A 23,487-nucleotide genomic window follows, 5' to 3' on the forward strand; every position below is an offset into this window, starting at 1 on the left:
GACGAAGCAGGTGTGAACAGTGAGTGTTCACACCTGCTTTTTTTGTTCCTCCAACCACTCCTCCAACGTATCCAACAGGCGCTGTACCTCGGGCTTTTCTATGTTCTTCAGGAAATCGTGGTCCAAGTAATACAGGGGAACAAATCGGCTGTTCGGGATGCTGCGAGCGAGAGATTTGCTGTAGCGAAAAGGAATTTCTTTGTCCGAAGTGCTGGCCGTACTGAATGTCCTTGGGAAATGATCTAGTGCTTCTTTTGTTAATGCAAACTCAGCCAATGTCTCTATGCCATAGTATTCTGGAAGCAAGTGCTGCTGGACCGCATAATGATAGAGCAGGTAACGAGACAGCGAAGGGTCATCTTGGATAGGACTCTTTAAGTCGATTCCTTCGATTTGTTTGGCTTCGATTTTTTGTGGAATCAACTCGCGAGGGTCATCGATAAATTGCAGGTCCGTGTAGCCGTAAAAATTGACTAAGAAATGTGGCGATACATGGGCTTTTTGTAAGTTTTTCGTTAGATGAAGCATCAGAAAACTACCGGCAGAGCGGCCGCAGACACCAAAGGGTCGGTCTTTTATGATCGTATCCAGCAGGTAGCTGACTGTTTTCTCTAGCGCCTCAAGGATTTCTTTCAATGAATGATTGGGTGCCAATGGATAATCTAAGGCAATCACGGAGTAGCCTTTAGTCAAAAAGCGTGTTTTTAGGTCCGTAGGGAGATCGCTTTTTGATCCATAGACCAGTCCGCCTCCGTGGAGATAAAGAACAAAGCGATTGTTTTCTGGAGATTCATACAGGTCGATGGTTCCATTAGGTGTCGAGTGTGTGCTTTTTTTCATGGGCGTTTTTCCTCATCTTTATAATATATGTTCCTACTTCATGGTTCATTACTTGGAGCGGATCGGTTAGGTCGATCGCCAAAAGGTGTTCGATTTTATTTAAACGGTAACGGATCGTTTTTGAATGAAGAAACATCGCTTCTGCGGTTTGCTTATAGTTTCGATTGTTGCGTAAAAATTGATAAAACGTTTCGAAAAGTTCGAAATTTGATTGGGATAAATGCAGCAGATTTTCAGGGACGATTTCGTCGATGGCTTGGAGCTGCTCCGTACGCACAAAGTGTCGAAAAATGCCGATGTCCGCTAGACTGACTACCGTGTCTTGATAAAATTCCTCACTGAATCGTAAGATGTCCAAACACTCCATCAAAATTTCTTTTAAGTCATTTCTTTCTTTCAAACTGCTGATAACAAACGTCGTCGTCGGCTGAAGCTCAAGGATTTCTGCAAGCAATCGTTTTACGCTGGCTTTTGAAATTTCATTTTTTTGATCAAAGTTAAAGAGAATCAGAGAATAATTGTGGTGGTCAAAAAAGATCGAATCGGATTTTAGCCTCTTCAATAGATTGAGTGTCTTGTCTTTCAATAATTTCATGCTGGACTCTTTGGTTGAAAAAGCGACTGCTTGATAGTAACGATGGTGGTTCATAGACGCTTCTTGCAGCAAACTTTCCAGCTCATCTGGATTATTTGGTGTATTTTGTAAGATGGCATCTGCGAGATTGTTCAACCGTTCATAGCGTTCCTTTTTTAGTAAGTATTCTGTATTGAATCGTTCTTGCAGAACATCGATCGTATTCTCAATGATCACCAAGTCTGTCTCCTTGACCTCAGGCTGCTCTAAGTAGACCAGCAACAAACAATGGCTGGAGTAGGGATTGAATAAGCTAATCTCTAACGCCGTTTGATTTTGGCTGCGTTCCTGAGAGAAAAGCGTCAGCAGCGTATAGTCATTTTTAGTGAACTCACCGCTCGACAAGCTTTTCCGATCAAGGACCACGGGGGCTTTCGGAACGTCGCCAAAAGTGATCTCCAATTGATGATCGAACATTTTCAGGCTGCAGGGAGACTGAAAAAGAAGGTAAAACTCTTCCATGATTTTCTGTAGGGAAGGATGGTGGCGTTCCAATTGTGTGAATCGCTGGCGGACTTCATAGTAGGTCCTCAATACATGCGTTTGATGGTTTAATAATGGCTCGTAAATGGTCAGCAAGATTTTTTCATAGCTAACGTCTTGTGCGATCTTGATCAGTGGGATCTGATAGCTGAAGGACAATTGAATGACCCATTCAGGAATGATCTTGATCAAACGATCCATTTTGACGACCAAGCCGCTTACTCCGATTTTCTGCATTTTATAAAAGAAATCTTCCAAATCTGCTTCTGAAATACCATTGAAGGCGTAAAAGGAAGTAAGGATCAATTGATTGCTTTTACTCCATTGCTCGATGTCGAGTGCCTCCAAGACCATCGCGGACGCTACTTCATTGTCCAGACCGATCTCCTTCGTAAGAATCTTACAATTTCTTAGCTCTCCTATAGTCAGTAATTCTTTTAATTTCATTGAATTCTCCTTTTTGCCTCTTTTGGATAAAAAGCATGGTTTCATTTTAGAATATCGTCTGATGAAAACGCAATCTTTTGGATTTAAAATGAAGATGTTGGAAGAAAGGCAGGGAATAAAATGTTACATACGGTTATTTTAAAAAACAATTATCAAGATTCGATCAATTTGATGTTGTTGACGAATCGAATCAATGACTTAGAGACGGTTACGATGAGTCAAATCATGATGGGAACAAATGCAAATAAAGACATTTTAAATAATACAAACCTTTTAACGGAAGAGGCAAATACGGCTTCACCCAACGATCTGATGATCGTTGTGGAAAGCGACCAAGCGGCGATCATGGATCAAGTCTTGCCTGAGGTCGAACAATTTTTATCAGATCTGTCTTCAAAAGGGAGCGAGGAACAAGCACAAGTCGCAACGACGTGGCAGGAAGCGCTGGATGCCATGCCCGATGCCAATATGGCTCTTTTCAGTATTCCTGGTGAATACGGGGCAGCGGAAATGGAGACGGCCTTAAAAAAAGGCCTGCACGTCTTTTCTTTTACAGACAATATTCCGGTTGAAGAGGAAGTACGATTAAAACAATTGGCCCATGAAAGAGGTCTGTTGATGATGGGGCCAGATTGTGGGACAGGTATTCTTTCGAGTATCCCGATCGCATTCACGAATGTCGTGGCACCAGGAAATATTGGGGTTGTCGGGGCATCTGGAACGGGGATTCAAGAGGTGACGACGATCATTGACCGTTTAGGAAATGGGGTCGTCCATGCGATTGGAACGGGCGGGCGCGATCTGAGCGACAAAGTGGGAGCGGTTACCGTCAAGGATGCGATCGTCGCTCTGGAAAACCATGAACCGACAGACGTGATTTGTGTGATTTCTAAGCCGCCCGCAAAAGAAGTGCGTGATGAAGTCGTACAGCTTTTACAAAGTATCACGAAGCCAGTTGTCGCGATCTTCCTTGGTGAAAAACCGGAAGCTCATGAAGGAAAAGTCTATCTCGCTCATACACTTGAAGAAACGGCGAAAATTGCCGTTGATCTCGCGAACAATGCCTCCGTGAAAGCCAATTATTTTGAAGCGGTGACGCCACCAGAACGAACAGTTCCAGAGGGAAAAGTGATTAAAGGCTTGTATTCTGGCGGAACATTGGCCGCAGAGGCAGGCATGCTTATCTCAGAGGCGTTGGGATTAGAAGGACTGGTCAAAGAAGAAGGTTATATCCTGAAATCACAGGGCTATGACATCATTGATTTAGGCGACGATATTTATACTCAAGGAAAACCTCATCCGATGATCGACCCTGAAGTACGCGTAAAGAAAATTAAAGAGTATGCGCAAGACTCCTCTACGGGAATTCTATTAGTAGATATCGTATTGGGGTATGGCGCCCATGAAGATATGGTCGGTGCATTACTGCCTGCTATCAAGGACGCACAAGAACTAAATCCTGAGCTTCAAGTGGTCGCGACCGTCGTTGGGACAGACAAAGATCCGCAAAATTATCACGAGGCGGTTCAGCGATTACAGGAGCAGCACGTATTGGTTGCCGAAAGCAATGCCAAGGCCGTGCAACTTGCCTTGCGTCTAAAAGGCATTGAATTAACAGAGGCGGATAAGCCGGTCGTTCCTTATCAAGGAGAAACTATCGAAATTCCCTATGCCAGTCCAAGCGTAGCAGAATTACTGAATACGAAGCCGCGGGTGATCAATGTCGGTCTTCAAAGCTTCAATGAATCGATCCAAGCCTTTGATGGCAAGTCGATCCAGTTCAATTGGAAACCACGGGCTGGTGGAAATAAAAAGATGATCCATATTTTGAATGCATTAGAAGAACACGCGGATAAGATCGAGAAAGAGAATCAACAGGTCATGGATAAAATCAAGAATGCACAGCCTTTCTTGACGGATGTTGTTCCAGCAAAAAATGTGATCCCGGAATTAAATGAAGTGCAAAAAACCTTACTACATGCTGGACCGCCTATCACGTGGGAGGCGATGACGGGTCCAATGAAAGGCTCTGTCGTCGGTGCGGCAATTTTTGAAGGTTGGGCTGAGAGTGAAAAAGAAGTCCTCGCATTAGTAGAAGCAGGAGAGATTCGCTTTATTCCTTGCCACCATGTTCATGCGGTCGGTCCGATGGGCGGTATCACGTCTGCCAATATGCCGGTATTCGTTGTTGAAAACCGTTTGGATGGCTCAAAGGGCTACTGCACGATGAATGAAGGAATCGGAAAAGTCTTGCGCTTCGGCGCCTTCTCCCAAGAGGTGGTAAATCGACTGAATTGGATGAAGGATGTGTTGGGGCCGACTTTGTCAGGCGCTCTGAAGCAAAGCGAAAATGGATTGAATTTAAGTGTCTTGATCGCGCGTTCGATCACGATGGGAGATGAATTCCATCAACGGAATTTTGCGGCATCATTGAACTTCTTGAGGGAGGTCGCTCCTTTGATCGTTTGTTTGGAGATGGATGAGAAGGACAAGCAGGAGGTCATGAAATTCTTGGCGGATACGGATCAATTTTTCTTGAACATCATGATGGCTGCGGGAAAAGCGATCGTTGACTGCGCACGAAAAGAGGCGAAAGGGACGATCGTCACCACGCTTACGAGAAACGGGGTTGATTTTGGTGTTCGTATCGCCGAGACACAGGATCAATGGTTCACGGCACCTGTGAATCTGCCAAAAGGCTTGTATTTTACTGGTTTTTCTGAAGAGGATGGAAACCCGGATATGGGAGACAGTGCTATCACTGAAACAGTCGGCGTTGGCGGAATGGCTATGGTGGCCGCTCCAGGTGTCACTCGTTTCGTTGGTGCAGGCGGGTTCCAGGATGCCTTATCGATCTCAAATGAGATGGCAGAAATTTGTGTGGGACAAAACCCAGCATGGACGATCCCGACATGGGATTTCCGAGGAACGTGTCTCGGGATCGACATTCGCAAAGTCGTAGAAACGGGGATCACACCGCTGATCAATACAGGGATCGCTCACAAGGAAGCCGGAATCGGACAGATAGGTGCGGGAACAGTTCGAGCACCTTTGGCCTGTTTCGAAAATGCGCTAGAGGAATATGCGCACTCTTTCGGCATAAAAACAGAATAGAAAGGAAAAATATATGGGATTAAATGTGATAGCTTTAGGCGGAAATGCCATTTTAGATACCATTCCAACTGACGAGGGACAAAAGGAGGTCGTACGCAAAGTCGCGTCAGATATTATCGAATTCATTGCATTAGGAGAACAAGTCGTTATCTGCCATGGGAATGGTCCACAGGTCGGGAATCTGCTGATCCAGCAAAAAGCGGGAGACTCAGAAAAGACCCCTATGATGAAGCTGGATTCCAATGTGGCGATGACAGAAGGCAGTATCGGCTATTGGATTCAGCAAGCGGTCCAAAACGAATTGCAAAAGAGAAACATTCAGAAATCTGTCGTTAGTGTCATCACACAAGTAGAAGTGGACACGAAAGACCCTTCCTTCGAAGAACCAACGAAACCCATCGGCCCGTTTTATACAAAGGCGGAAGCAGACGAGAAAATGGCGGCTGGAGATGGCACGTATCAAGAGGATTCAGGGCGCGGGTATCGCAAAGTCATTGCGTCACCAAAACCAAAGCGGATCGTTGAAAAAGAAGCGATCTTGTCTTTGGTGGATGCAGGGATCATTACGATCTGTGTTGGTGGCGGCGGGATTCCCGTGATCAAAAACGAGCAGGGAGAATACGAAGGGGTCGAAGCGGTCATTGATAAAGATTTGTCTGCCAACCATTTAGCAAAAGAAATCAAGGCAGATCGTTTAATTATTTTGACGGGAGTTGATAATATTTACATCAACTACAATCAACCGAATCAAAAGAAATTAGAAAAGCTGACGATCGCTGAAGCCAAGCGCTACATCCAAGAAAATCAATTTCCAGCGGGAAGTATGCTGCCTAAAGTAGAATCGGCGATTGATTTTGTTCAGGAAAGCAAAAAACGTGAAGCTGTGATCACCTCGATCGAGAATTTAAGCAATATCGTAGATGGTTATGGAACAAGGATAAGTTGTTCATAAAAAATGTGAGGAGTATAGCGATGAAGCGAAAAATAACGTTCTTTTTATTGATGTTGCTGATTGGCGCGACATCAGGAATCAACGCATACGCTGCTGAGGCTTTGGATAAAGTAACTGCACCGACAGGTTTTCAAGCCCTATTGGTCATTGTCCCGTTGATCTTAGTATTGGTATTGCTGTTTTTGAAAGTAGATATGATCATTGCCGGGTTGGTTGCGGGTGTCTTAGCCATGGTGATCGGAGGGATCAGCTTGGCCGATGCCAATGCTCAATTATTGGAGACGATCCCTTCCATGTTGAGCATCACTGTCCCAATCATCAACTCAGCGATCGCCATGGCTGTGTTTAAGGCAGGAAGCTATTCTGCCGCATTGACGTTGGCGAAACGCGGAACAAAAGGAAAAGTGGAATATGTCTCTGCCTTTATTGTCATCTTGTTAGCGGCTGCAACGTATATGTCGGGGATCGGCGGCGGAAGCGCCATGGTTATTGCTCCCTTGGCATTTGCTGCAGTCGGTGTCGTACCTGAGTTGATCGCGGCAATGTCGCTTTCAGCAGCCGTGTCATTTACAACGTCTCCAGCTTCATTAGAATCAAGTATCGTCTCTAAATTAGGCGATGTCAGTGTGAGTGATTATGTATCAACGATGCGTCCTTATTGGTTGCTGTTTGTAGTTCTGGCAATTATTTTGGCTTTTTGGGGAACGAAACGTCGGAAGATCGGTTTTAAAGAATCTGCCGATGATGTCTTTGATAAAAAAACAAATGGCGAATTGTTCAAATTGACGTTGCCTGCGATCTTTTTACTGTTTGCAGTCATCTTTGGACCCATCGTGAATGAGCTGATCGGTTTTACACTCTTCACGCCGTTGGTCTATATGGTCTTGACGTTGGCGTTAGTATTTATTTGTACAGATTTTTCCATGAACCAATCGGTCGAAGCAATGGTAGATGGCTCGACGTATATCTTGACGCGCTTGTTCCAAGTGGGAATCTTCTTAGCCTTCATCAACGTGATCGCTCAAACAGGCACCTTTGCGGTAATTGCCGGAGTGGCTCAGAACGCACCAGAATTTGTCGTGGTCCCTGTGGCGATCCTGACAGGTGTGTTGATCGGGGTACCGGCAGGAGCGTATGTAGGGTCCGTCTTGACCTTAGTACTGCCAGTAGCCGTATCCTTAGGATTCCCGCCGTTGGCTTTAGGCTTTGTGACGATCGGCGTAGGCTTGGGCAGTCAAATGAGTTTCGTAAATATAACGATGCAGGCCTTATCATCCGGCTTCCAGATTCCTATTCTGGATGTCGTAAAGGGCAATATCAAGTGGTTGAGCATGGCGTCTGTCTTACTGTTGGTCATTGGCTTGATCTTTGGTTAATGGGAAGAGTGATACTTAAAAAGATAAAAATAGATTCTTAATTAGACAAGGAGTGGGAAAATGGATTTATTAATCAAACAGGCAAGACTCGCTGATGACGAAGAATTGCAGGATATCGCTATCGAGAATGGGAAAATCACAGAAATTGCGCCGCAAATCAACGGAACAGCGAAAGAAGTCATTGAAGCTGCGGGGCGTGTGCTGATTCCCGGATTGGTGGAAAGCCATATCCATTTAGACAAAGCATTGATCGCGGATCGTGAACCGAACAAATCTGGAACATTAAAAGAAGCGATCGAGGTAACGGCGAAGCTGAAGCCGACGTTTACGGAAGAAGATGTGTACACACGTGCCAAAGAAGCGTTGGAAATGATCATTCGCCGTGGTGCAACAGCGGTGAGAACACATTCAGAGTTTGATCCGGCACAAGGATTCACGGGCTTCAACATGATCATGAAGCTTAAAGAAGAATACAAAGATCGGATCGATATGCAAGTCGTAGCCTTTCCTCAAGAAGGCATCTTCAAAGCTCCTGGAACGGAAAAAATGATGTATGAAGCAATGGACATGGGGGCAGACGTGGTAGGGGGAATTCCTTATAACGATGCACCTGCCAATGAGCATATTGATCTGGTGTTTGAGATCGCGAAGAAATACGACAAGGACATTGATCTGCATCAGGATTTTGCAGATGAAGCGGACGACACCTCAATCGAGTATCTCTGTGATAGGATCCTTGAGGAAGGCTATGAAGGACGCGTTTCGGTAGGACATTTGACCGCATTGCACGCGATGCCGAAGGAACAGTTGGATCGGGTGATCGATAAGATGGCAAAAGCCAAGATCAATGTGATGCCATTACCGGCAACAGACCTTCATCTCGGTGCACGCAATGATGAATACAATGTTCGTCGAGGGGTGACACCGATTCGTAAATTGCGCGACGCGGGTGTCAATGTTTGTTTAGCAACAAATAATATCCGTAATGCGTTTACTCCGTATGGCAATGGCGACTTGATTCAAATCGCGATGTTGGCGATCCCTGTAGGACATTTAGGCGGGGCGGATGATTTACCGACGGTGTTGCCGATGATCACTGAAAATCCAGCGAAAGCATTAGGTTTGAAGGATTACGGGATCGGTGTCGGGAAAAAGGCCGATTTGATTTTATTGGATACAAAAGTAAAAGCCAATGCGATCATTGATGTGCCAGAAAGATTGTATGTGATCAAAAATGGTCGTGTGACAGTAAAAGTAGACCACCACGTGTCCATCGTAGAGTAGAATAGAGAGAAAAGGCAGAAGCTTCTTCTGCCTTTTTATGGATTATCTGAGAAGGGGAGGGTCGGTTATGAAACCTAACGCAGCACGCATCAGCACATATTTGCTGCCGATAGATCGTTTCGGTACGGTGGGAAAAGTACACAGTGTATTCGATCAGTCGTTGAATCTGAGCGTCAAGGATCAGCTGATCAATCTGACCGCCTCAGGAGAATTCTTATCTAGTTTTGGTATCCAGCTTTCTCAAGAAACGTTTCGCCAGCTCCGCCCCTTTTGTCAGCAAGGCAATGTGGTCAAACTCGCTGAAGATTCAATCACGGTCTATGATGCTTCAGGGATCGAAAAGGTAGTCTTCTCTGAAGTCCTTCCTGTCTCGCTGAAGGTGAGAGCGATGGTCTATGAAGGAAGCATCCTTGAACGGTTAAAACGGATTTTATTAGAGGAACAATTAGAAACACGGTTAGGACTGGTTCTTGGAGAAAAAGAGCGCGTCTATAGTGAATTTCTCAGGAATCTCGATCAGGAGTCCTGCGATTGGAACGAGCTGGTCACCTATTTTGTCGGAAGGGGAAAAGGGCTGACACCTAGCGGAGACGATCTTCTGATGGGGTACTTATTTATGCTTCGGTCGTACGAGCCTCCCTTCCTGGATAAGTTGGCAGAACCGCTTGCTGCGGCGCAAAAGCGGACAACAGACGTGAGTGGGAATTATTTAGCAGCGATGCTCTCAGGCTATGCCAGCTCTCCCTTCATCGCGTTGCAGCAGGCCTTGCAGCGGGAAAGCTCTGAGGCTGAGTTGGCTTCTGTCGTGGAGGGCTTGCTGGCGATCGGACATACTTCCGGCAGTGATACCTGTTATGGCCTGCTTCTAGGCATCGAGGCGGTACAAAACTACCAAAAAGAACTGGATGCGAATCATTGATTCGGCACATCCAGTTCTTTTTTTGTTTCGCTTTTCTATTTTACTTAGCTTCTTAATCCACGTCCGCGATCGATCAGATACCAGCAGACGCTATATAGAACAACGATAAACAGGACTAAGATCGACAGAGAGACAACGATCGATACATCCATGACACCGAGGAAACCATAGCGGAAGCCGGAGATCATGTAAACGATCGGATTGATCTTTGATACGCCTTGCCAAAAAGGCGGCAGCATCGAAATCGCGTAGAAAACACCGCCAAGGTACGTTAACGGCTGTAATACAAAGGTTGGTACGATCGAGACATCATCAAACGATTGAGCGAAGATCCCATTCAGCAAACCTGCTAATGAGAACAGGATCGCTGTCATCAGCAGCGTAACGACGACGATCACCCAAGAATAGACATGCAGCGTCACAAAGAAGAGTGAGATGATGGTCACGAGTGTCCCCACCAAGACGCTGCGGCCGACACCGCCTGCGACGAACCCCCAGATGATGATGTGGGTCGGAACCGGAGCGACAAGGATCTCTTCGATGTTCTTCTGGAATTTCTGAGAGAAGAAGGAAGAAGAGACATTTGCATAAGAGCTGGTGATCGCAGACATCATGATCAGGCCGGGCACGATAAATTCCATGTAGGAAAAGCCCGCCATGTCTCCGATCCGTCCGCCGATCAAGTTTCCAAAGATGACGAAATATAGCGACGTGGTGATCACTGGCGGCACCAGTGTCTGCACCCAGATTCGCAAGTAGCGATTGGTTTCCTTAGCTGCCAAACTTTTTAGGGCAGTGAGATAAAGATTAGACATGATTTTCCTCCGTGATCTTCAGGAATAGTTCTTCTAAGCGGTTGGATTTATTCCGCATAGAAAGGACCTTGATTCCTTGGTTTGTTAATTGTTCAAACAGTTCGTTGATCCCTTGATCCCGCACGACTTCGACTTCAAGCGTCTGCTTGTCCGAAAAGGTGTGCTTGAAACCATTGATCGTTGGTTGCGTGTCGTAAGGTTCTAAATCGAAGATAAAAGTTTCGAATTGTAATTTTGCCAATAAGGATTTCATACTGGTATTTTCGATCAATTCTCCTGATTGGATGATTCCGATGTTGCGGCAAAGCATTTCTGCTTCTTCTAAATAGTGGGTCGTCAAGATGATCGTTGTTCCATTTTCGTTCAATTCTCTAAGGAACGTCCACATTTCACGACGCAATTCGATATCCACGCCAGCGGTTGGTTCATCCAAGATCAACAGCTTCGGTTCATGCATCAGTGCACGTGCGATCATCAAACGACGCTTCATCCCGCCTGAAAGCATCCGTGCTCGGACGTTGCGTTTTTCCCACAAGTCGGACTGCTTCAAGTATTTTTCACTACGGATCATGGCTTCTTTCCGAGGAACCCCATAGTATCCCGCTTGGTTGACAACGATCTGTTGGACGGTCTCGAAGGGATTGAAGTTGAATTCTTGCGGGACTAAGCCAATCTGCTGCTTCGCCATAACGAGCTGCTTGTCTAGATCGTAGCCGAAGACGCTCACGTTGCCGGAGGTTTTGTTGACTAAAGAGGTGATGATGCCGATCGTGGTCGATTTTCCAGCCCCATTCGGTCCCAATAAAGCATAAAAGTCGCCTTCTTCAACGACGAGATCAATGCCTTTTAGCGCTTCAACGCCTGTCGCGTATCTTTTTTTTAGGTCTTTTATTTCTAATGCATTGGTCATGTATTCCGCTTCTCCTTAATTTCTGTGATTCCCCTATTTTATCATTGATTTTGGGGAACACAAGTTTTAAAAACGAGAAGAGGGTGCTGGTCATTATTAATAGATAAAGAAGCCGACAACTCCGGCGAAGCACATCAAGAGGATCGGGTTGGGCTTGAACTTGCGCAGCAGAATCAAGGAAACAAGAAACAGGATCGCGGCCTTCCAATCAAAGTGGGCGAGCATGCTGCTGGAAAAGTCAGAGGTCTCAAAAAAGGTCAGGAGCAGGATCGTGAACCCTGCGGACATGATCAAGCCTACGGAGGAGGCCTTCAAGCTTTTCAAGGCGGTGGAAACATAAAGGGAGTCTTGGTGCTTTTGGAAAAATTGATACAGGCCGATAGAGATGAGGCAGCCGCCTAAAATACAGCCGACAGTAGCTACGATAGCGCCAGTGATCCCGTTTAGCTGCATCCCCACGAAGGTAGACGTATTGACGGCTAATGGCCCGGGCGTCATTTGCGAAATCGTGATGATGTCACTGAAGACTTTTTCACTGAGCCAACCTTGCTGCGTGACGACTTGCTCCTGGATCAGCGGAATGATGGCATACCCGCCGCCGATACTGAATAAGCCGATTTTTAAAAATGTCCAGAATAATTCCATGATCAGACCTCCCTTGTTTGCTGTTGGCGATAGGTGTGAAGGAGACAGATCCCGACACTGAATACTAAAATATAGACCACATTCAAGTTGAAAAAGGCATTTGCGATGAAGGCGACAGGCACCAGTAAACTCAATAATTTAGAGTTTTCTTGTCGGATCAATTGATACATATCGATCACCAAATCAATGATCAGAGCCGTGACACAGGCTTGCATGCCTTTTAAGACAGCCATCACCGTTACATTGGCCGCAAAAGCCGCATACCAATTTGAGATCAATCCTAAAATGACGAGCGGCGGAATGATGGCACAGATGGCGCTGATGAAAACACCCAGCATACCCGCGACTTTTTTTCCGGCTAATACGCTTAGATTAATGGCGATCGCACCGGGAGAGGACTGCGCCACTGCCGCCATTTCGATCAATTCATCATTGGAGAACAGGTCTTTTCCTTCGACATAATACTTCCGAATCATGGGGACCACCACATAGCCGCCGCCAAAGGTGAAGGTACTGATGAATAAATTGATTCCTGCTAGCCATAAATAAAATTTGAGTTTTGTCATGGAAAGCCCCTTTCTTACTGCTTTCTCTCTAGTATAACGGTTGGTTTGACATGTGTGAAATGATGCTATTAAGCTATTGTCATGAATAAAATTCATGGGAAGGAGACATGTATGAATTACAAGCAATGTGTCATTTTTCGCGAGATTGCGAAAACGCAAAATTTTACCAAGGCGGCCAATCAGCTATATATGACACAATCGGCCATTTCTCATGCAGTCAAAGATTTGGAGGAGGAGGCGGGGACACAGCTTTTTGAACGACTGCACCGCAGTGTCAAGCTGACGCCTGCTGGCGCGTTGTTTTTGCGGGAGATCCAGCCGATCATAGAAGCCTTTGAATCAGTAGAGGCGCGCTTGCCCAGTCTGGAAAAGCAGCCGCCGGTAACGATCGCTTCGTGCATCACCTATGCGCAGATCGCCTTGCCCCAGTTGCTGCACTGTTTCACGAAGACGCATCCAGACGTTCACTTTAAGGTGCAGGTCTTTCCAGCTTCTGAATCGATCACTCGGCTGGAAAGCGGAGAGGCAGATCTAGCCTTTATTGAAGGGCATGTCTTGCAGAGCTCTTTTCAGGCGAAAAAGATCGCGGAGTATCGCCTCTGTGTCGTCGCCGCGCCCGCAGCGGAAGTGACCGAAGTCAGCTTTGCGGAACTTTTACAGCAGCCGTTACTTCTTCGTGAACGCGGGAGTGCTGTTCGGGAGACGTTTGAGTCTGCGGCGGTATTAAAAGGCTACAAGCTTTTTCCGCTTTGGGAGAGCATTGATTCGCAGGCGCTTCTTTCAGCGGTCAAAGGGGGATTCGGTCTCTCTGTGCTGCCGTATCCCTTGGTTCAAGAAGCGATCCAGCAGGGGAAAGTGAAGGAAGTAAAGGTCAAAGACTGGCGCTCGGTTAATGATATTTCTGTCGTGATGCGAAAGAGCCGCTACCATTTTCAGGTGTTGTCTGAATTTTGGCAGGCACTGGATGCAGTGGATGAATTGCCGCCAAATGTTTAAATCACTTTCTAAAAAATCCACAATAGATTAAACTATTGGATAGAAAGGGGTTATTATTTATGAAGACGACTGCTGAATTAAAAGCGGAAGCGAAAGAAGCGTTGAGAGGGAAATGGGGACAAGCGGTTATTTTGAATCTTATCCCAACATTGTTGACGGTAGCGATAGTATTTTTCTTCCTGTTATCTGGCGTGATCGCCTACATTATCCATGGCGGAGGAGATAGCACCAGCATGTTCTCCTATGCTTCGGATTACAATCAAAGCAGTGCGAGTGGCGGAGGAACTGGGATCATTTCCTCGATCATCAGTGCATTGTTCATGAGTGGGATTTCTTGGACTTATTTAGATTTATTACGGGGAGAACGCACGCATATCGAACCATTGAAGGATGCATTTCGTGGATTCCAAGGCGTATTCCTTGGCGGAGTGATCTTGTTAGCCTTGCTTACGAGCATTTTTACTTCTTTATGGACATTGCTATTTATCATTCCGGGGATCGTAAAAGCGTACGCGTATTCTCAAAGCTACTTTATCTACTATGATCAGATCCAACAAACGGGAGAAAAACCGAAAGTATTGGATACGATCACTGCAAGCCGCCGCTTGATGGACGGTCACAAGGGCCGCCTCTTCTGGCTGGACGTGACATTTATCGGTTGGTACCTTGTCACAGCGTTGACATTAGGGATCGCTTATTTATGGTTGGCACCGTATATCTCAGCTACTAAAGCTGCCTTTTATGAAGACTTACAACAAAATATCTAACAAAAACGCCTGTGCTCAATGGAAATGTTGAGTACAGGCGTTTTTTTATGAGGCAAATCTTTTTTTTTTTTGAATAGACAGTAACAGCGGCAGCAGGTCTGTTTCGTAATTGGTATTTAAAATATTCAATAGATAATGGGCCGCGTTTTGTTTGGGGAGAAGCTCTTTAAAGGTCGTGATGAAGAGATCGATCTGATCATTGGGCTGCGGCTGAAAGACGATCTCGATGAACGTGAGACTTTGCAGGTATTTGATGACATGCTGCAGGTACAAATAATTGGGGATCGACACGAGGCCGACACGAATTTTTTCATCTGTGACGAAAGACGAAAAATAGCGGCAACAGACTCAAGCAAAGCGTTTTGGCTAAGGAGTCGAGGACGTTCTCCAGCCAAGCAAGCTGTCTGCGGCGACTAAGTTTTTTAACCGCTGCTTTGATCGCCGGATAGAGTTCGCCGTATAATTCCGAGTCTACGAATTTTTCTTTGCTGCCGGTTTCAAACAGCAGCGGGATCTCCTTTTTCTGGATCGAATAGCTTAAAAACGTTCGGGCGACGTTGTTCAGCAGCATCCGCTCCTCCTGCTCACCCAGCACTCCTTGGAGCAGTTCGCAGGAACAGTAGCGATAAAAGCTGTCGATCGCCAAACACAAGGGGTCGCGTTCTTCCACGTTCTTTGTGTAATAAAACATCAAAGGATTGGAGGAAGGGTGCTGATTCTTTGCTTCGTAGGGGTAGTAATAGAAAAGATAATTAAAAAATTCCACTTGATGCGTGATCGCTTCAGCCGTCTTCAGTTGGTTGCTCAAATAATTCTCTAGCAGCGGCGTGATCTGGGAAAACAAGAGGTCATCAAAAGGCAGTGCGGTCAAGTGCTTCTGTTGCGTATTCCGCAAACGGGAAACGCAAAGCATGAGACGAACCAGTTTAGGATGGAGAGGCAGGTGGAAAACGTCCATCAAATCCCGGACCAGATTGTCCTCTGGTGTGAAATCCATGGCGCATGTATTGAGATCATCCCCAAACGATGCCGACCACAGCGTCTTGATGTAAAACATTCGAATGACCGCTTCGTGACCGATCAATGCCATCTTCGCCAAATTCGTACGAATATTGCATTCTTCCAAATAGTTTGTTAAGGGGCGCATTTGTTTTAAAACGGTCATTTCCTTCACCCGATGTTCTTCGCAAAAGCTGTGGAGGCTTTTATCTGGGTGAAACAAGGAGGAAAGTAAAAAGCGATACGGCAGCGAGTGCTTGACTTGTGTGATCAGAAAGTTATTGGAACGAGTGGGCGTGCTTTCCCAATAAATAGTAGAAGAATTAATGAACAGGAGCTCTTCGTGAATGGCAAGGAGTGTGTCGTTGATCTCCTGCAACATGTTTAAAAAGGACTGGTAGCTGCAATCTAGCTGTTGACTGAGGCTTTGAACGGAATACTCGCCAGCGGGATACCCTTCCATCAGCTGGAAGAAATGAATCTTCTTCTGCTGCTGGCGGGTCAAGAAGAGTTCTCTAAACATAAGAGCCACACCTTTCTATGCTATTTATTCGCTGTTCTTTTTAGGCATCTAAGAAAAAGTGTCTAGAAAATCAGCGATTAGTTACTTAATTAAAACTTATTTATAGGTTAATTCTAGCATAGCTGAAGGCCGTTCATTTTTCTTAGAAATGATGAGTTTATTGGAACGTTCGGTTATTCATGCAATCGTTTTACGGAAGTGTGAGTGGTATGGCTATAGCGACAAAATCGCGGACGAAAGAGTCTAATCTTGTTAAAATGTTCGCTCCTTTTTAACAAACACCAAAATCATTATTTTTCCCTTTAAATTTGGGCGGTCAACAGGAGCGTGAGGAGCAACTTTTTTTATTATTAAGTAAACAGAAAAGCTGCTATAAGTTATTTTTAACGTTATGCCGCTTTTCAGCAGAATTCCACGTGCAAAGCGTCACATAATAGCCGAAGGGAGCGCCTGTTTTTAACGCCTACTGAATTAAACTGCGATCATTAGGGAAGCACATTGAAGGATGAGGTGCTCTTTATTCTATAGGATAGAGAGCACCTTTTTGCTTGTCTAAAGGACCTGTTTTTGTACCTGTCATCACTTTCCTTCTTTTCTATCTAGATTTGTTGTAGGTATGTTCAAAATTTAACACAGTGTGTGCCAATTTATGACGTTGTTTTACAATTGACATTGTTTTATAATTTATTGATTACTAAAAGTTTATTTTTAGGTATTTATATAATGAAAATAAAGCAAAAAACGTCTAATGTAACGGAAAGATAATGGTTCAAAAAATGATATCGGTTTCGTTGATTAGCGAGTTAGGGAAGGTGTTCATAAAAATGAAAAAGAAATTAGTTGTGGTTGGGTTGGTTATGTTACTTGTTCTTCAAATACTTAGTCCAACCTTTGCTTATGCACAAGGGACCACAGAATCAACGACGCAGTCGACGAAGAAGGAGAGCCTCTCTTCAGCGGTGAAACCACCGGCGGCAAGTACGTCGACCGCAGCAACGTCGGCAACGACAGCAACAACAACGACTTCAAGCAGCAAAGACCAAACGGCTGACGGCAACAGCACGGGGTCTTCTGCAGAAGCCACAACGGCGTCAACAACAAAAGAAGCAGCAAAGAAACAAGCGCGTGCAGCTATCGCGGACAATATTTTCAGTTCGGTAAAAATGTACAAAATCAATGGGGATGAAGTAAAGCCGAATGACACGCTGCCCGATATGACCGGGATCAAGCTGGCATTGAAATTCTCGTTCTCTAATAAGAATTATCAGACTGGAGATACCTTCACGACACAATTGCCTGCTCAAGTAGCCATCGCAAAAGATTTATCTGGCGATTTTAGTCCAATGACTTCGGCAAAATGGACGATCGATGCGGCGACGAAGAAATTAACGATCACTTTTTTAGAGGACAATGTTTCCTCAGAAGTTTATGATTTGACGTTGACTACGTCTTTGGAAAAGGTCAACGGCATTGACGAAGAGAACCAGAAAGTCGTTTTTGACACGGCACCCACACCAACGACCTTCTCGATCGATGTGACATCTAGTGTTGATCCAGGGAAAAATACCACTGCCCTCACTATGGATACATTGAATCCGAAGAAGGCGATGATCACTTCCGCGTTCAATTTGGATCGGACGGATAATAACGATCGGATGTACCAAGTGGAAGGCTATAACTATGGCAGCAAAATGAGCTTTGAGTCTGTCAATGTCTATTCCAGCGATGTCGATTTCAATGGCACGCTGGTAGGCAGCAAAACATTATTAACAAAAGACGTTGATTATACAATTACCTATAAAAATGCGGACAGCAATCGACCTGTCGCAGAAATCAAGCTGCTGAAGTCCATCGGGAAAAAAGCGGTCATCGCAGAATCGGTCGTATCCGGTATTGACGGCAACAATTATGTTGATGAATCTGTCGCGGGAAATGAATACAATTATTTTTATGCGTATTCTTATACCAATGAAAATGGCACTCAGTTGAATTACACCAATGCGAGCAAAGCGTTTGTGACGCTGCAGCCGTTAGAAGCAAAAGGGAAGATCAATCCAGACACAGGAAACATTGACTGGGAGATCAACTACAACTTTAATGAGCAGCCGCTGACGACGTCTTCTCAGTTGCTCGCCAATTTGAAAGACCAAGGTGTCGAACTGGTTGACGGTTCTATCAGTATTGAAAAAGTTAAATTTAATTATACGAGTGAAAACAATTACGAGGTCGTTTCTGAAGGCGAGGGCACCTCTGACTTTACGATCACACCTGATGGAAAGGATTCCTTGAGCTTTACGCCTAAGTCGGCGACGACACAAGCGTACATCGTTCGATATTCGACTAAAATTACTGATCCTACTGAACGCGTCATCAAGAACAAAGTAACAAATGGGACGGTAACAAAAGAAGCGCAAGTGAGTCTTATTCCGAATCTATTGTCAAAAGAAGCAGGGACCATCGACATCTTCAATCGTACGATGGAATGGAAGATCACGGTCAATGCTGAAAAATACAAGATGACAAATCCAGTGGTGCATGACTACTTCATTGGTGCGGTCAAGGACTATACGGGATTAACGATCAGCAAGAAAATCTCTGACACGGAATCGGTGCCGTTAGTTGAGAATGTGGACTATAAAGTCACTAAATTTGATGAAAATGGCTCGCCGGTTGGCGCACAGCCAAATGTCAACGGCGCTCCAGATAGCTTCAACGGCGGGGTGCGCATTGATTTCCTAGGGGATTACAACGAGCTGAAGGATACCTTAGTCATCACGATCAAAACGAAGATCGAAACCTCGGCTGAGAAAACCGAGATCAAAAACAAAGCGACGTTGAACTACGGCAATTCTCCAGGCGTCATCGAGTATGATGCGAAAGGGACATTTACTGATCCGTATTACACAGGCGGGGCAAAATTGGCCCAGACAGCAAGTACTTCTGGCGATTACCTTTATCAAAATTGGCTAGTCTTTGTAAATTCGACCGGAGCCAACTTCAACTTAACGAAGATGCAAGATAGTCTGCCAGCAGGAACAGAACTTGTGCCAGGCTCACTCCGCTTTGAAGAAGTGACCAGTCAATCAATGATTGACAACATCCAGCGTTACCTTGGGACGGACTACAATCTGGTTCCAGAAAATTCCGACGCCTACCCAACGAAGATCGATACGGTGAACAATCAGGTCAATCTGGAATTTGGCAATTTAGGCGCTAAACGGGTATACGTGAAATACCGAACCAGAGTCAAACGCGACTGGTATGTCTACAATCGCTTAGACAACGTTGCAAAAGTTACCTATGACGACAAGACACCAGCGGAATACAAAGCAAGCGTGTATGCCTACAATTATGAGTATGCGCTATTGAAGTCCGTTGCCAAAGACCCAGTAAAAGAAAATGTAGCGAACTGGACCGTGACCACGAGAAACATTACAGCAGGCATGCCTGTCCAAGATCCTGAGATCACGGACACATTGACTCCTGGAACGACGAATGCGGCCTATGATCCCACTTCTTTTGTTGTGACGACGGCGACTGGTGAAAAGATCAGCACCGACCATTACCGCTTGTCCTTTACAGGAAATACGTTCAAAATTGCGTTTTCTGATTACAAAGCAGAGAGCAACATTCAAGTAAAATACAATACCGTCAGTGAATTTCCAGGCGGAGTAAAAAACAATTCTCAAGTGAATTCTTCAAGCTATGGCGCGCTGAATGCCTATTACCGCCAAGCCAATACGGCTGTCAATCTAAGCTTTACAAACGGCAGCGGAACGGGTGTGGTGAAAACTGCGGACCTAGACGTGTTGAAAGTGAATGAGAAGGATGAGGGATTAGCAGGTGCGACCTTTGAGATCCTTAAAGAAGACGGAACAGAGACGGGCTTGAAAGCAGATACGGATGCCGAGGGCAAACTGTCCTTTACAGGCTTGCCGCTGGGCGAGTACTTGCTGAAGGAAAGCAAAGCACCAAACGGCTACGAGATCAATCCAGAGTATAAAGATGGAAAAGCGATCACGTTGACAGAGAATATGGCGGCGATCAAAGTCGTTAATAAAGAAACGGTCGCAAACAGTGTCGAGCTGACTAAAACGGATGAACAAACGAAGGACGTCTTAGCAGGTGCAAAATTCCGTCTAGAAAAAGCGGATGGCACTGTCATCAGCGAGAACCACGAAACAGGAACTGACGGACGCTTCACCGTGAAGGATCTGACGATCGGAGACTACCAACTTGTGGAGACTGAAGCACCGACAGGCTACGCGCTGAATAAGACACCTGTGACCTTCTCGATCACCGAACGTCAAGGTCAAGTTGTCAATGTGACGAAAACCAACACCTTGTCGACCGGTTCAGTTATTTTGACCAAAGTGGATGAGCAGTCGAAGGAAACACTAAAAGGCGCGACCTTCCAATTACAGGACAAGGATGGAAAGACGCTGCAAGCGGATCTGATCACGGACGGCAACGGGAAATTAGAAGTTGCAGATTTGGCTCCTGGAGATTACCAATTTGTGGAGACCCAAGCACCAACGGGTTACGAGAAAGACGCGTCACCACTAGAATTCACGATCACGAAAGCCCAGTCTAAAGCAGCAGAAGTAGAGAAAACCAATGCGAAGACACCTGTGAAACCAGGTTCGATCACCTTAACGAAGACGGACGAAAAAACGGGAGAAGCATTGTCTGGTGCGACCTTTGAGCTGAAAAATGAGAAAGGGACTGTGTTAGAGTCTGATCTTGTGACCGACAAATCAGGGAAAATCGTCCTTGAAACACAGGCGCCCGGCACCTATCAATTGGTTGAGACAGAAGCACCAACAGGCTACGTGAAGGATACGACGCCCGTGACCTTTACAGTGAAGGATCAAGCAGAAACGATCGAACTGAAAAAGACTAATAAGGCCATCGTCACTGGCGCAGTGATTTTAGAAAAAATCGATGAAGCGACGAAACAGCCTCTACCTGGCGCAGAATTTGAGTTGCAAACGCAAGAAGGCAAAACGATCAAAACGGATACGATGAGTACGGACGACAATGGCCGTTTAGCAGTGGAAAAATTGGCCCCAGGTAAGTACCAATTTGTGGAAACCAAAGCGCCAGCCGGGTATCAACTGGATGCTAAGCCTGTGACATTTACCATCAAAGCAGACCAAACAAGTCCTGTATACGTAACGAAAACGAATAAGGGCAAGACGATCGACGGTCTTACTTGTACCGTGGCATTGAGAAAAATAGACAGCAAAACGGGTGAAGGCTTAGCCGATGCGACGTTTGCTTTGCAAGACCAACGAGGCAACGTCTTAAAAGAAAATTTGAAGACCGATAAAACAGGGACGCTTGTTGTATCGGACTTAGAACCAGGCAAGTATCAACTAGCAGAGACAGAGGCACCTAAGGGCTATATCTTGAACACGAAACCAGTGACCTTCCAATTGACGACTGCGAAGAAACGAGTAGTGACAGTCAGAAAGGAAAACGTCAAGAAACGGACAAGTGCCAAAGAGAAGGAGAAGGGCGGAACACAAACGTCGGATACGAACAAGTCACACACCACATATGGAAGCAATTACAGTGGTCGTAACCATACGTATCTGCCTAAAACAGGCGAACAAAAATCAATGATCCTAGTGATCATGGGTGTTGTCGTGTTGCTTCTTTTAGCAGGGATCGTCTACATCAAACGTAAAAAATAAGTAACCAAAGATCCGGCTAGTCGACAGACTGGTCGGATCTTTGTCTCTCAGGGCAGCACATGGTATCTTTAAAGGAAATGGAAACGGAGATCGGTCAGGAAAGAATCCGATGTGGTTCTATTAAGGGCGTGTCGTTTCGCAGGGGCAAGAAGCAGGAGGTGCAGAGGAATGAAAAAATCGCAATGGTACAGTGATCAGTGGGGAAAGCCGACACATGACGATCGCTTGCTGTTTTTATTGCTGACGGTGGGGGTTTTTCAAGCAGGGTTAAGCTGGCAAGCTGCCGCAGGCAAACGAACGGTGTTTGAACGGAATTTTTGCGGCATGGATTTTCGCAAAGTTGCGGCTTTCTTCCCAGAAGATGTCGAGCAGATCGCCAAGGACCCTGAGATGATCCGCAATCATCGAAAGATCAAGGCAGTGGTGCAAAACGCACGTGCGATCGTAGGGCTCTTAGACGATTACGACAGCTTCGCAGCGTATCTGTGGGATTTTGTCGGCGGTGTGCCCATCCTTCATACGTATGAAATGTCTGATGAGGTTCCGAATACCTTGCCGGAGGCGACAGTGATCGCCAAGGACATGAAAAAAAGAGGCTTCACCTTCGTCGGCCCCGTGGTCACCTGCATGTTCCTAAAAGCGGCGGGGATCATCCAAGACCAAGTCATGGCGTAAAAAATAGAAAGTACCGTTTATGTTGTAGGCTCCCTACAGCATAAACGGTACTTTTTTTAAATGCTTTCGATGCGTTTGATGCCATTTTTGTACATTTCATCCATCAGCTTCTTATCGGTCTGATCGTCGGTGATCAGCAAGTCGATCTGGTCAAGCGGCAGGAAGGTGTACAGGGCACGGCGCCCGATCTTTGTGTGATCGGTCACGACGATCTTCTTTGCGGAGGCATCGATCATGTTTTTCTTCGTGGTGATCAGCAGCTCATTAAAATGCGTCAAGCCCTTTTCGACATTGAGGGCAGGCGTGGCAATGAAGACCTTATCGACACTTAGCTGTTTAAGGGAGTCATTGGCAATTTGTCCGTTCAACATAAAGCTGTCATGGAAAAGGGTCCCGCCAGTAACGATGGTGGTGATGTTTCGATTGGAGCGCAAGACAGAGGCGATATTGACATCGTTGGTGATGATCGTAATGTCCTGCAGCTGGGGCATCTCATTTAGAGTTCGTGCGATCTGTAGAGTCGTCGTCCCCGAATCTAAGATGATGGCTTCCCCGCTGTTGATGTAATTCGTGGCGTACTTTCCGATACGGGTCTTCTCCAGCATATTTTCAGTGGCACGATCTTCAAAGGCGGGTTCGTCCTGTTTGATGCTTGCGGGAACGACGCCGCCGTGAATCCTGACGACTGAGCCTTGCGCTTCAAGTTCATCAAGATCTCTGCGGATCGTCGTCTCATGCACTTTAAAAAGTTCAGACAATTGGGATACAGAGATAAATTGCTTCTTCTCAATGGTTTCCAGTAATTTTATTCGACGCTCTCCTGTTAGCATTTTTCTTCATCCT

At 45.6% G+C, this 23,487-nt stretch carries 18 protein-coding genes; 9 read left to right on the plus strand and 9 right to left on the minus strand.

What is annotated here, in order from left to right; all coding sequences use genetic code 11:
* Window positions 1-27 precede the first annotated feature (27 nt).
* A complete protein-coding gene (locus I592_RS02100) occupies window positions 28-840 on the minus strand; it encodes an alpha/beta hydrolase (protein ID WP_010781881.1) in 813 nt (270 codons plus the stop codon).
* On the minus strand, window positions 812-2,404 hold the full coding sequence (locus I592_RS02105) for a PucR family transcriptional regulator (protein ID WP_010781880.1): 1,593 nt from the start codon (window positions 2,402-2,404) through the stop codon (window positions 812-814). Before I592_RS02105 ends, I592_RS02100 begins: the two co-directional genes overlap by 29 nt.
* Window positions 2,405-2,524: 120 nt before the next feature.
* On the opposite strand from I592_RS02105, the gene I592_RS20885 reads away from it, so the two are divergent.
* The 5 genes from I592_RS20885 (at window position 2,525) to I592_RS02135 (ending at window position 10,049) form a co-directional block, all read left to right on the plus strand.
* A complete protein-coding gene (locus tag I592_RS20885) occupies window positions 2,525-5,518 on the plus strand; it encodes a bifunctional FdrA/YlbE family protein (protein WP_010781879.1) in 2,994 nt (997 codons plus the stop codon).
* A gap of 13 nt (window positions 5,519-5,531) precedes the next feature.
* Window positions 5,532-6,470, plus strand: a complete 939-nt coding sequence (gene arcC / locus I592_RS02120; RefSeq protein WP_010781878.1) for a carbamate kinase — start codon at window positions 5,532-5,534, stop codon at window positions 6,468-6,470.
* A 50-nt stretch (window positions 6,471-6,520) separates the two neighbouring features.
* Complete coding sequence (locus tag I592_RS02125; RefSeq protein WP_371191122.1) at window positions 6,521-7,846, plus strand: citrate transporter; 1,326 nt, start codon at window positions 6,521-6,523, stop codon at window positions 7,844-7,846.
* A gap of 60 nt (window positions 7,847-7,906) precedes the next feature.
* On the plus strand, window positions 7,907-9,130 hold the full coding sequence (locus I592_RS02130) for an amidohydrolase family protein (RefSeq protein WP_010781876.1): 1,224 nt from the start codon (window positions 7,907-7,909) through the stop codon (window positions 9,128-9,130).
* 67 nt (window positions 9,131-9,197) lie between these two features.
* Window positions 9,198-10,049, plus strand: a complete 852-nt coding sequence (locus tag I592_RS02135; RefSeq protein WP_010781875.1) for an oxamate carbamoyltransferase subunit AllH family protein — start codon at window positions 9,198-9,200, stop codon at window positions 10,047-10,049.
* Window positions 10,050-10,093: 44 nt separating this feature from the next.
* Here I592_RS02135 and I592_RS02140 read toward each other — a convergent pair whose 3' ends face one another.
* The 4 genes from I592_RS02140 to I592_RS02155 form a co-directional block, all read right to left on the minus strand.
* Window positions 10,094-10,864: an ABC transporter permease gene (locus I592_RS02140; protein WP_010781874.1), complete on the minus strand. Its 771-nt coding sequence runs from the start codon at window positions 10,862-10,864 to the stop codon at window positions 10,094-10,096.
* A complete protein-coding gene (locus I592_RS02145; RefSeq protein WP_010781873.1) occupies window positions 10,857-11,774 on the minus strand; it encodes an ABC transporter ATP-binding protein in 918 nt (305 codons plus the stop codon). The genes I592_RS02140 and I592_RS02145 overlap by 8 nt, the downstream gene beginning before the upstream one ends.
* A 96-nt stretch (window positions 11,775-11,870) precedes the next feature.
* Entirely contained in the window at window positions 11,871-12,419 is a 549-nt protein-coding gene (locus I592_RS02150; protein WP_010781872.1) for a chromate transporter, read from the minus strand.
* 2 nt (window positions 12,420-12,421) lie between these two features.
* A complete protein-coding gene (locus tag I592_RS02155) occupies window positions 12,422-12,985 on the minus strand; it encodes a chromate transporter (RefSeq protein ID WP_010781871.1) in 564 nt (187 codons plus the stop codon).
* A 111-nt stretch (window positions 12,986-13,096) separates the two neighbouring features.
* Between I592_RS02155 and I592_RS02160 the strand changes: the two genes are divergently transcribed.
* On the plus strand, window positions 13,097-13,981 hold the full coding sequence (locus I592_RS02160; RefSeq protein WP_010781870.1) for a LysR family transcriptional regulator: 885 nt from the start codon (window positions 13,097-13,099) through the stop codon (window positions 13,979-13,981).
* Between the two features lie 59 nt (window positions 13,982-14,040).
* Window positions 14,041-14,748, plus strand: coding sequence for a DUF975 family protein (locus tag I592_RS02165; protein ID WP_010781869.1), 708 nt, complete (start codon window positions 14,041-14,043; stop codon window positions 14,746-14,748).
* 45 nt (window positions 14,749-14,793) lie between these two features.
* On the opposite strand, the gene I592_RS21905 is transcribed toward I592_RS02165, so the two are convergent.
* Complete coding sequence (locus tag I592_RS21905) at window positions 14,794-15,039, minus strand: hypothetical protein (protein WP_081633629.1); 246 nt, start codon at window positions 15,037-15,039, stop codon at window positions 14,794-14,796.
* A gap of 19 nt (window positions 15,040-15,058) precedes the next feature.
* Complete coding sequence (locus I592_RS02170) at window positions 15,059-16,270, minus strand: helix-turn-helix domain-containing protein (RefSeq protein WP_010781867.1); 1,212 nt, start codon at window positions 16,268-16,270, stop codon at window positions 15,059-15,061.
* An 824-nt stretch (window positions 16,271-17,094) separates the two neighbouring features.
* On the opposite strand from I592_RS02170, the gene I592_RS02175 reads away from it, so the two are divergent.
* Both I592_RS02175 and I592_RS02180 read left to right on the plus strand, forming a co-directional pair.
* The gene (locus tag I592_RS02175) at window positions 17,095-21,969 is read left to right on the plus strand and encodes a SpaA isopeptide-forming pilin-related protein (protein ID WP_044926002.1); all 4,875 of its coding nucleotides are present in this window, start codon (window positions 17,095-17,097) and stop codon (window positions 21,967-21,969) included.
* Between the two features lie 168 nt (window positions 21,970-22,137).
* Window positions 22,138-22,644: a DNA-3-methyladenine glycosylase I gene (locus I592_RS02180; RefSeq protein ID WP_010781865.1), complete on the plus strand. Its 507-nt coding sequence runs from the start codon at window positions 22,138-22,140 to the stop codon at window positions 22,642-22,644.
* Window positions 22,645-22,700: 56 nt separating this feature from the next.
* Here the strand turns inward: I592_RS02180 and I592_RS02185 are convergent, their stop codons facing one another.
* Window positions 22,701-23,474 carry a DeoR/GlpR family DNA-binding transcription regulator gene (locus I592_RS02185; protein WP_010781864.1) on the minus strand — a complete coding sequence of 258 codons (774 nt, stop codon included), beginning with the start codon at window positions 23,472-23,474 and terminating at the stop codon, window positions 22,701-22,703.
* Between the last annotated feature and the right edge of the window lie 13 nt (window positions 23,475-23,487).

The organism is Enterococcus gilvus ATCC BAA-350, assembly GCF_000407545.1.
GTDB classification, from domain to species: Bacteria; Bacillota; Bacilli; order Lactobacillales; family Enterococcaceae; genus Enterococcus_A; species Enterococcus_A gilvus.

Coding starts and splice junctions, on each gene's coding strand:
- arcC (WP_010781878.1), top strand. CDS start 5,532: ATGGGATTAAATGTGATAGCTTTAGGCGGAAATGCCATTTTAGATACC.
- I592_RS02180 (WP_010781865.1), top strand. CDS start 22,138: ATGAAAAAATCGCAATGGTACAGTGATCAGTGGGGAAAGCCGACACAT.
- I592_RS02135 (WP_010781875.1), top strand. CDS start 9,198: ATGAAACCTAACGCAGCACGCATCAGCACATATTTGCTGCCGATAGAT.
- I592_RS02160 (WP_010781870.1), top strand. CDS start 13,097: ATGAATTACAAGCAATGTGTCATTTTTCGCGAGATTGCGAAAACGCAA.
- I592_RS02105 (WP_010781880.1), bottom strand. CDS start 2,404: ATGAAATTAAAAGAATTACTGACTATAGGAGAGCTAAGAAATTGTAAG.
- I592_RS02145 (WP_010781873.1), bottom strand. CDS start 11,774: ATGACCAATGCATTAGAAATAAAAGACCTAAAAAAAAGATACGCGACA.
- I592_RS02185 (WP_010781864.1), bottom strand. CDS start 23,474: ATGCTAACAGGAGAGCGTCGAATAAAATTACTGGAAACCATTGAGAAG.
- I592_RS02140 (WP_010781874.1), bottom strand. CDS start 10,864: ATGTCTAATCTTTATCTCACTGCCCTAAAAAGTTTGGCAGCTAAGGAA.
- I592_RS02155 (WP_010781871.1), bottom strand. CDS start 12,985: ATGACAAAACTCAAATTTTATTTATGGCTAGCAGGAATCAATTTATTC.
- I592_RS02165 (WP_010781869.1), top strand. CDS start 14,041: ATGAAGACGACTGCTGAATTAAAAGCGGAAGCGAAAGAAGCGTTGAGA.
- I592_RS02100 (WP_010781881.1), bottom strand. CDS start 840: ATGAAAAAAAGCACACACTCGACACCTAATGGAACCATCGACCTGTAT.
- I592_RS02150 (WP_010781872.1), bottom strand. CDS start 12,419: ATGGAATTATTCTGGACATTTTTAAAAATCGGCTTATTCAGTATCGGC.
- I592_RS20885 (WP_010781879.1), top strand. CDS start 2,525: ATGTTACATACGGTTATTTTAAAAAACAATTATCAAGATTCGATCAAT.
- I592_RS02175 (WP_044926002.1), top strand. CDS start 17,095: ATGAAAAAGAAATTAGTTGTGGTTGGGTTGGTTATGTTACTTGTTCTT.
- I592_RS02130 (WP_010781876.1), top strand. CDS start 7,907: ATGGATTTATTAATCAAACAGGCAAGACTCGCTGATGACGAAGAATTG.
- I592_RS02125 (WP_371191122.1), top strand. CDS start 6,521: ATGTTGCTGATTGGCGCGACATCAGGAATCAACGCATACGCTGCTGAG.
- I592_RS02170 (WP_010781867.1), bottom strand. CDS start 16,270: ATGTTTAGAGAACTCTTCTTGACCCGCCAGCAGCAGAAGAAGATTCAT.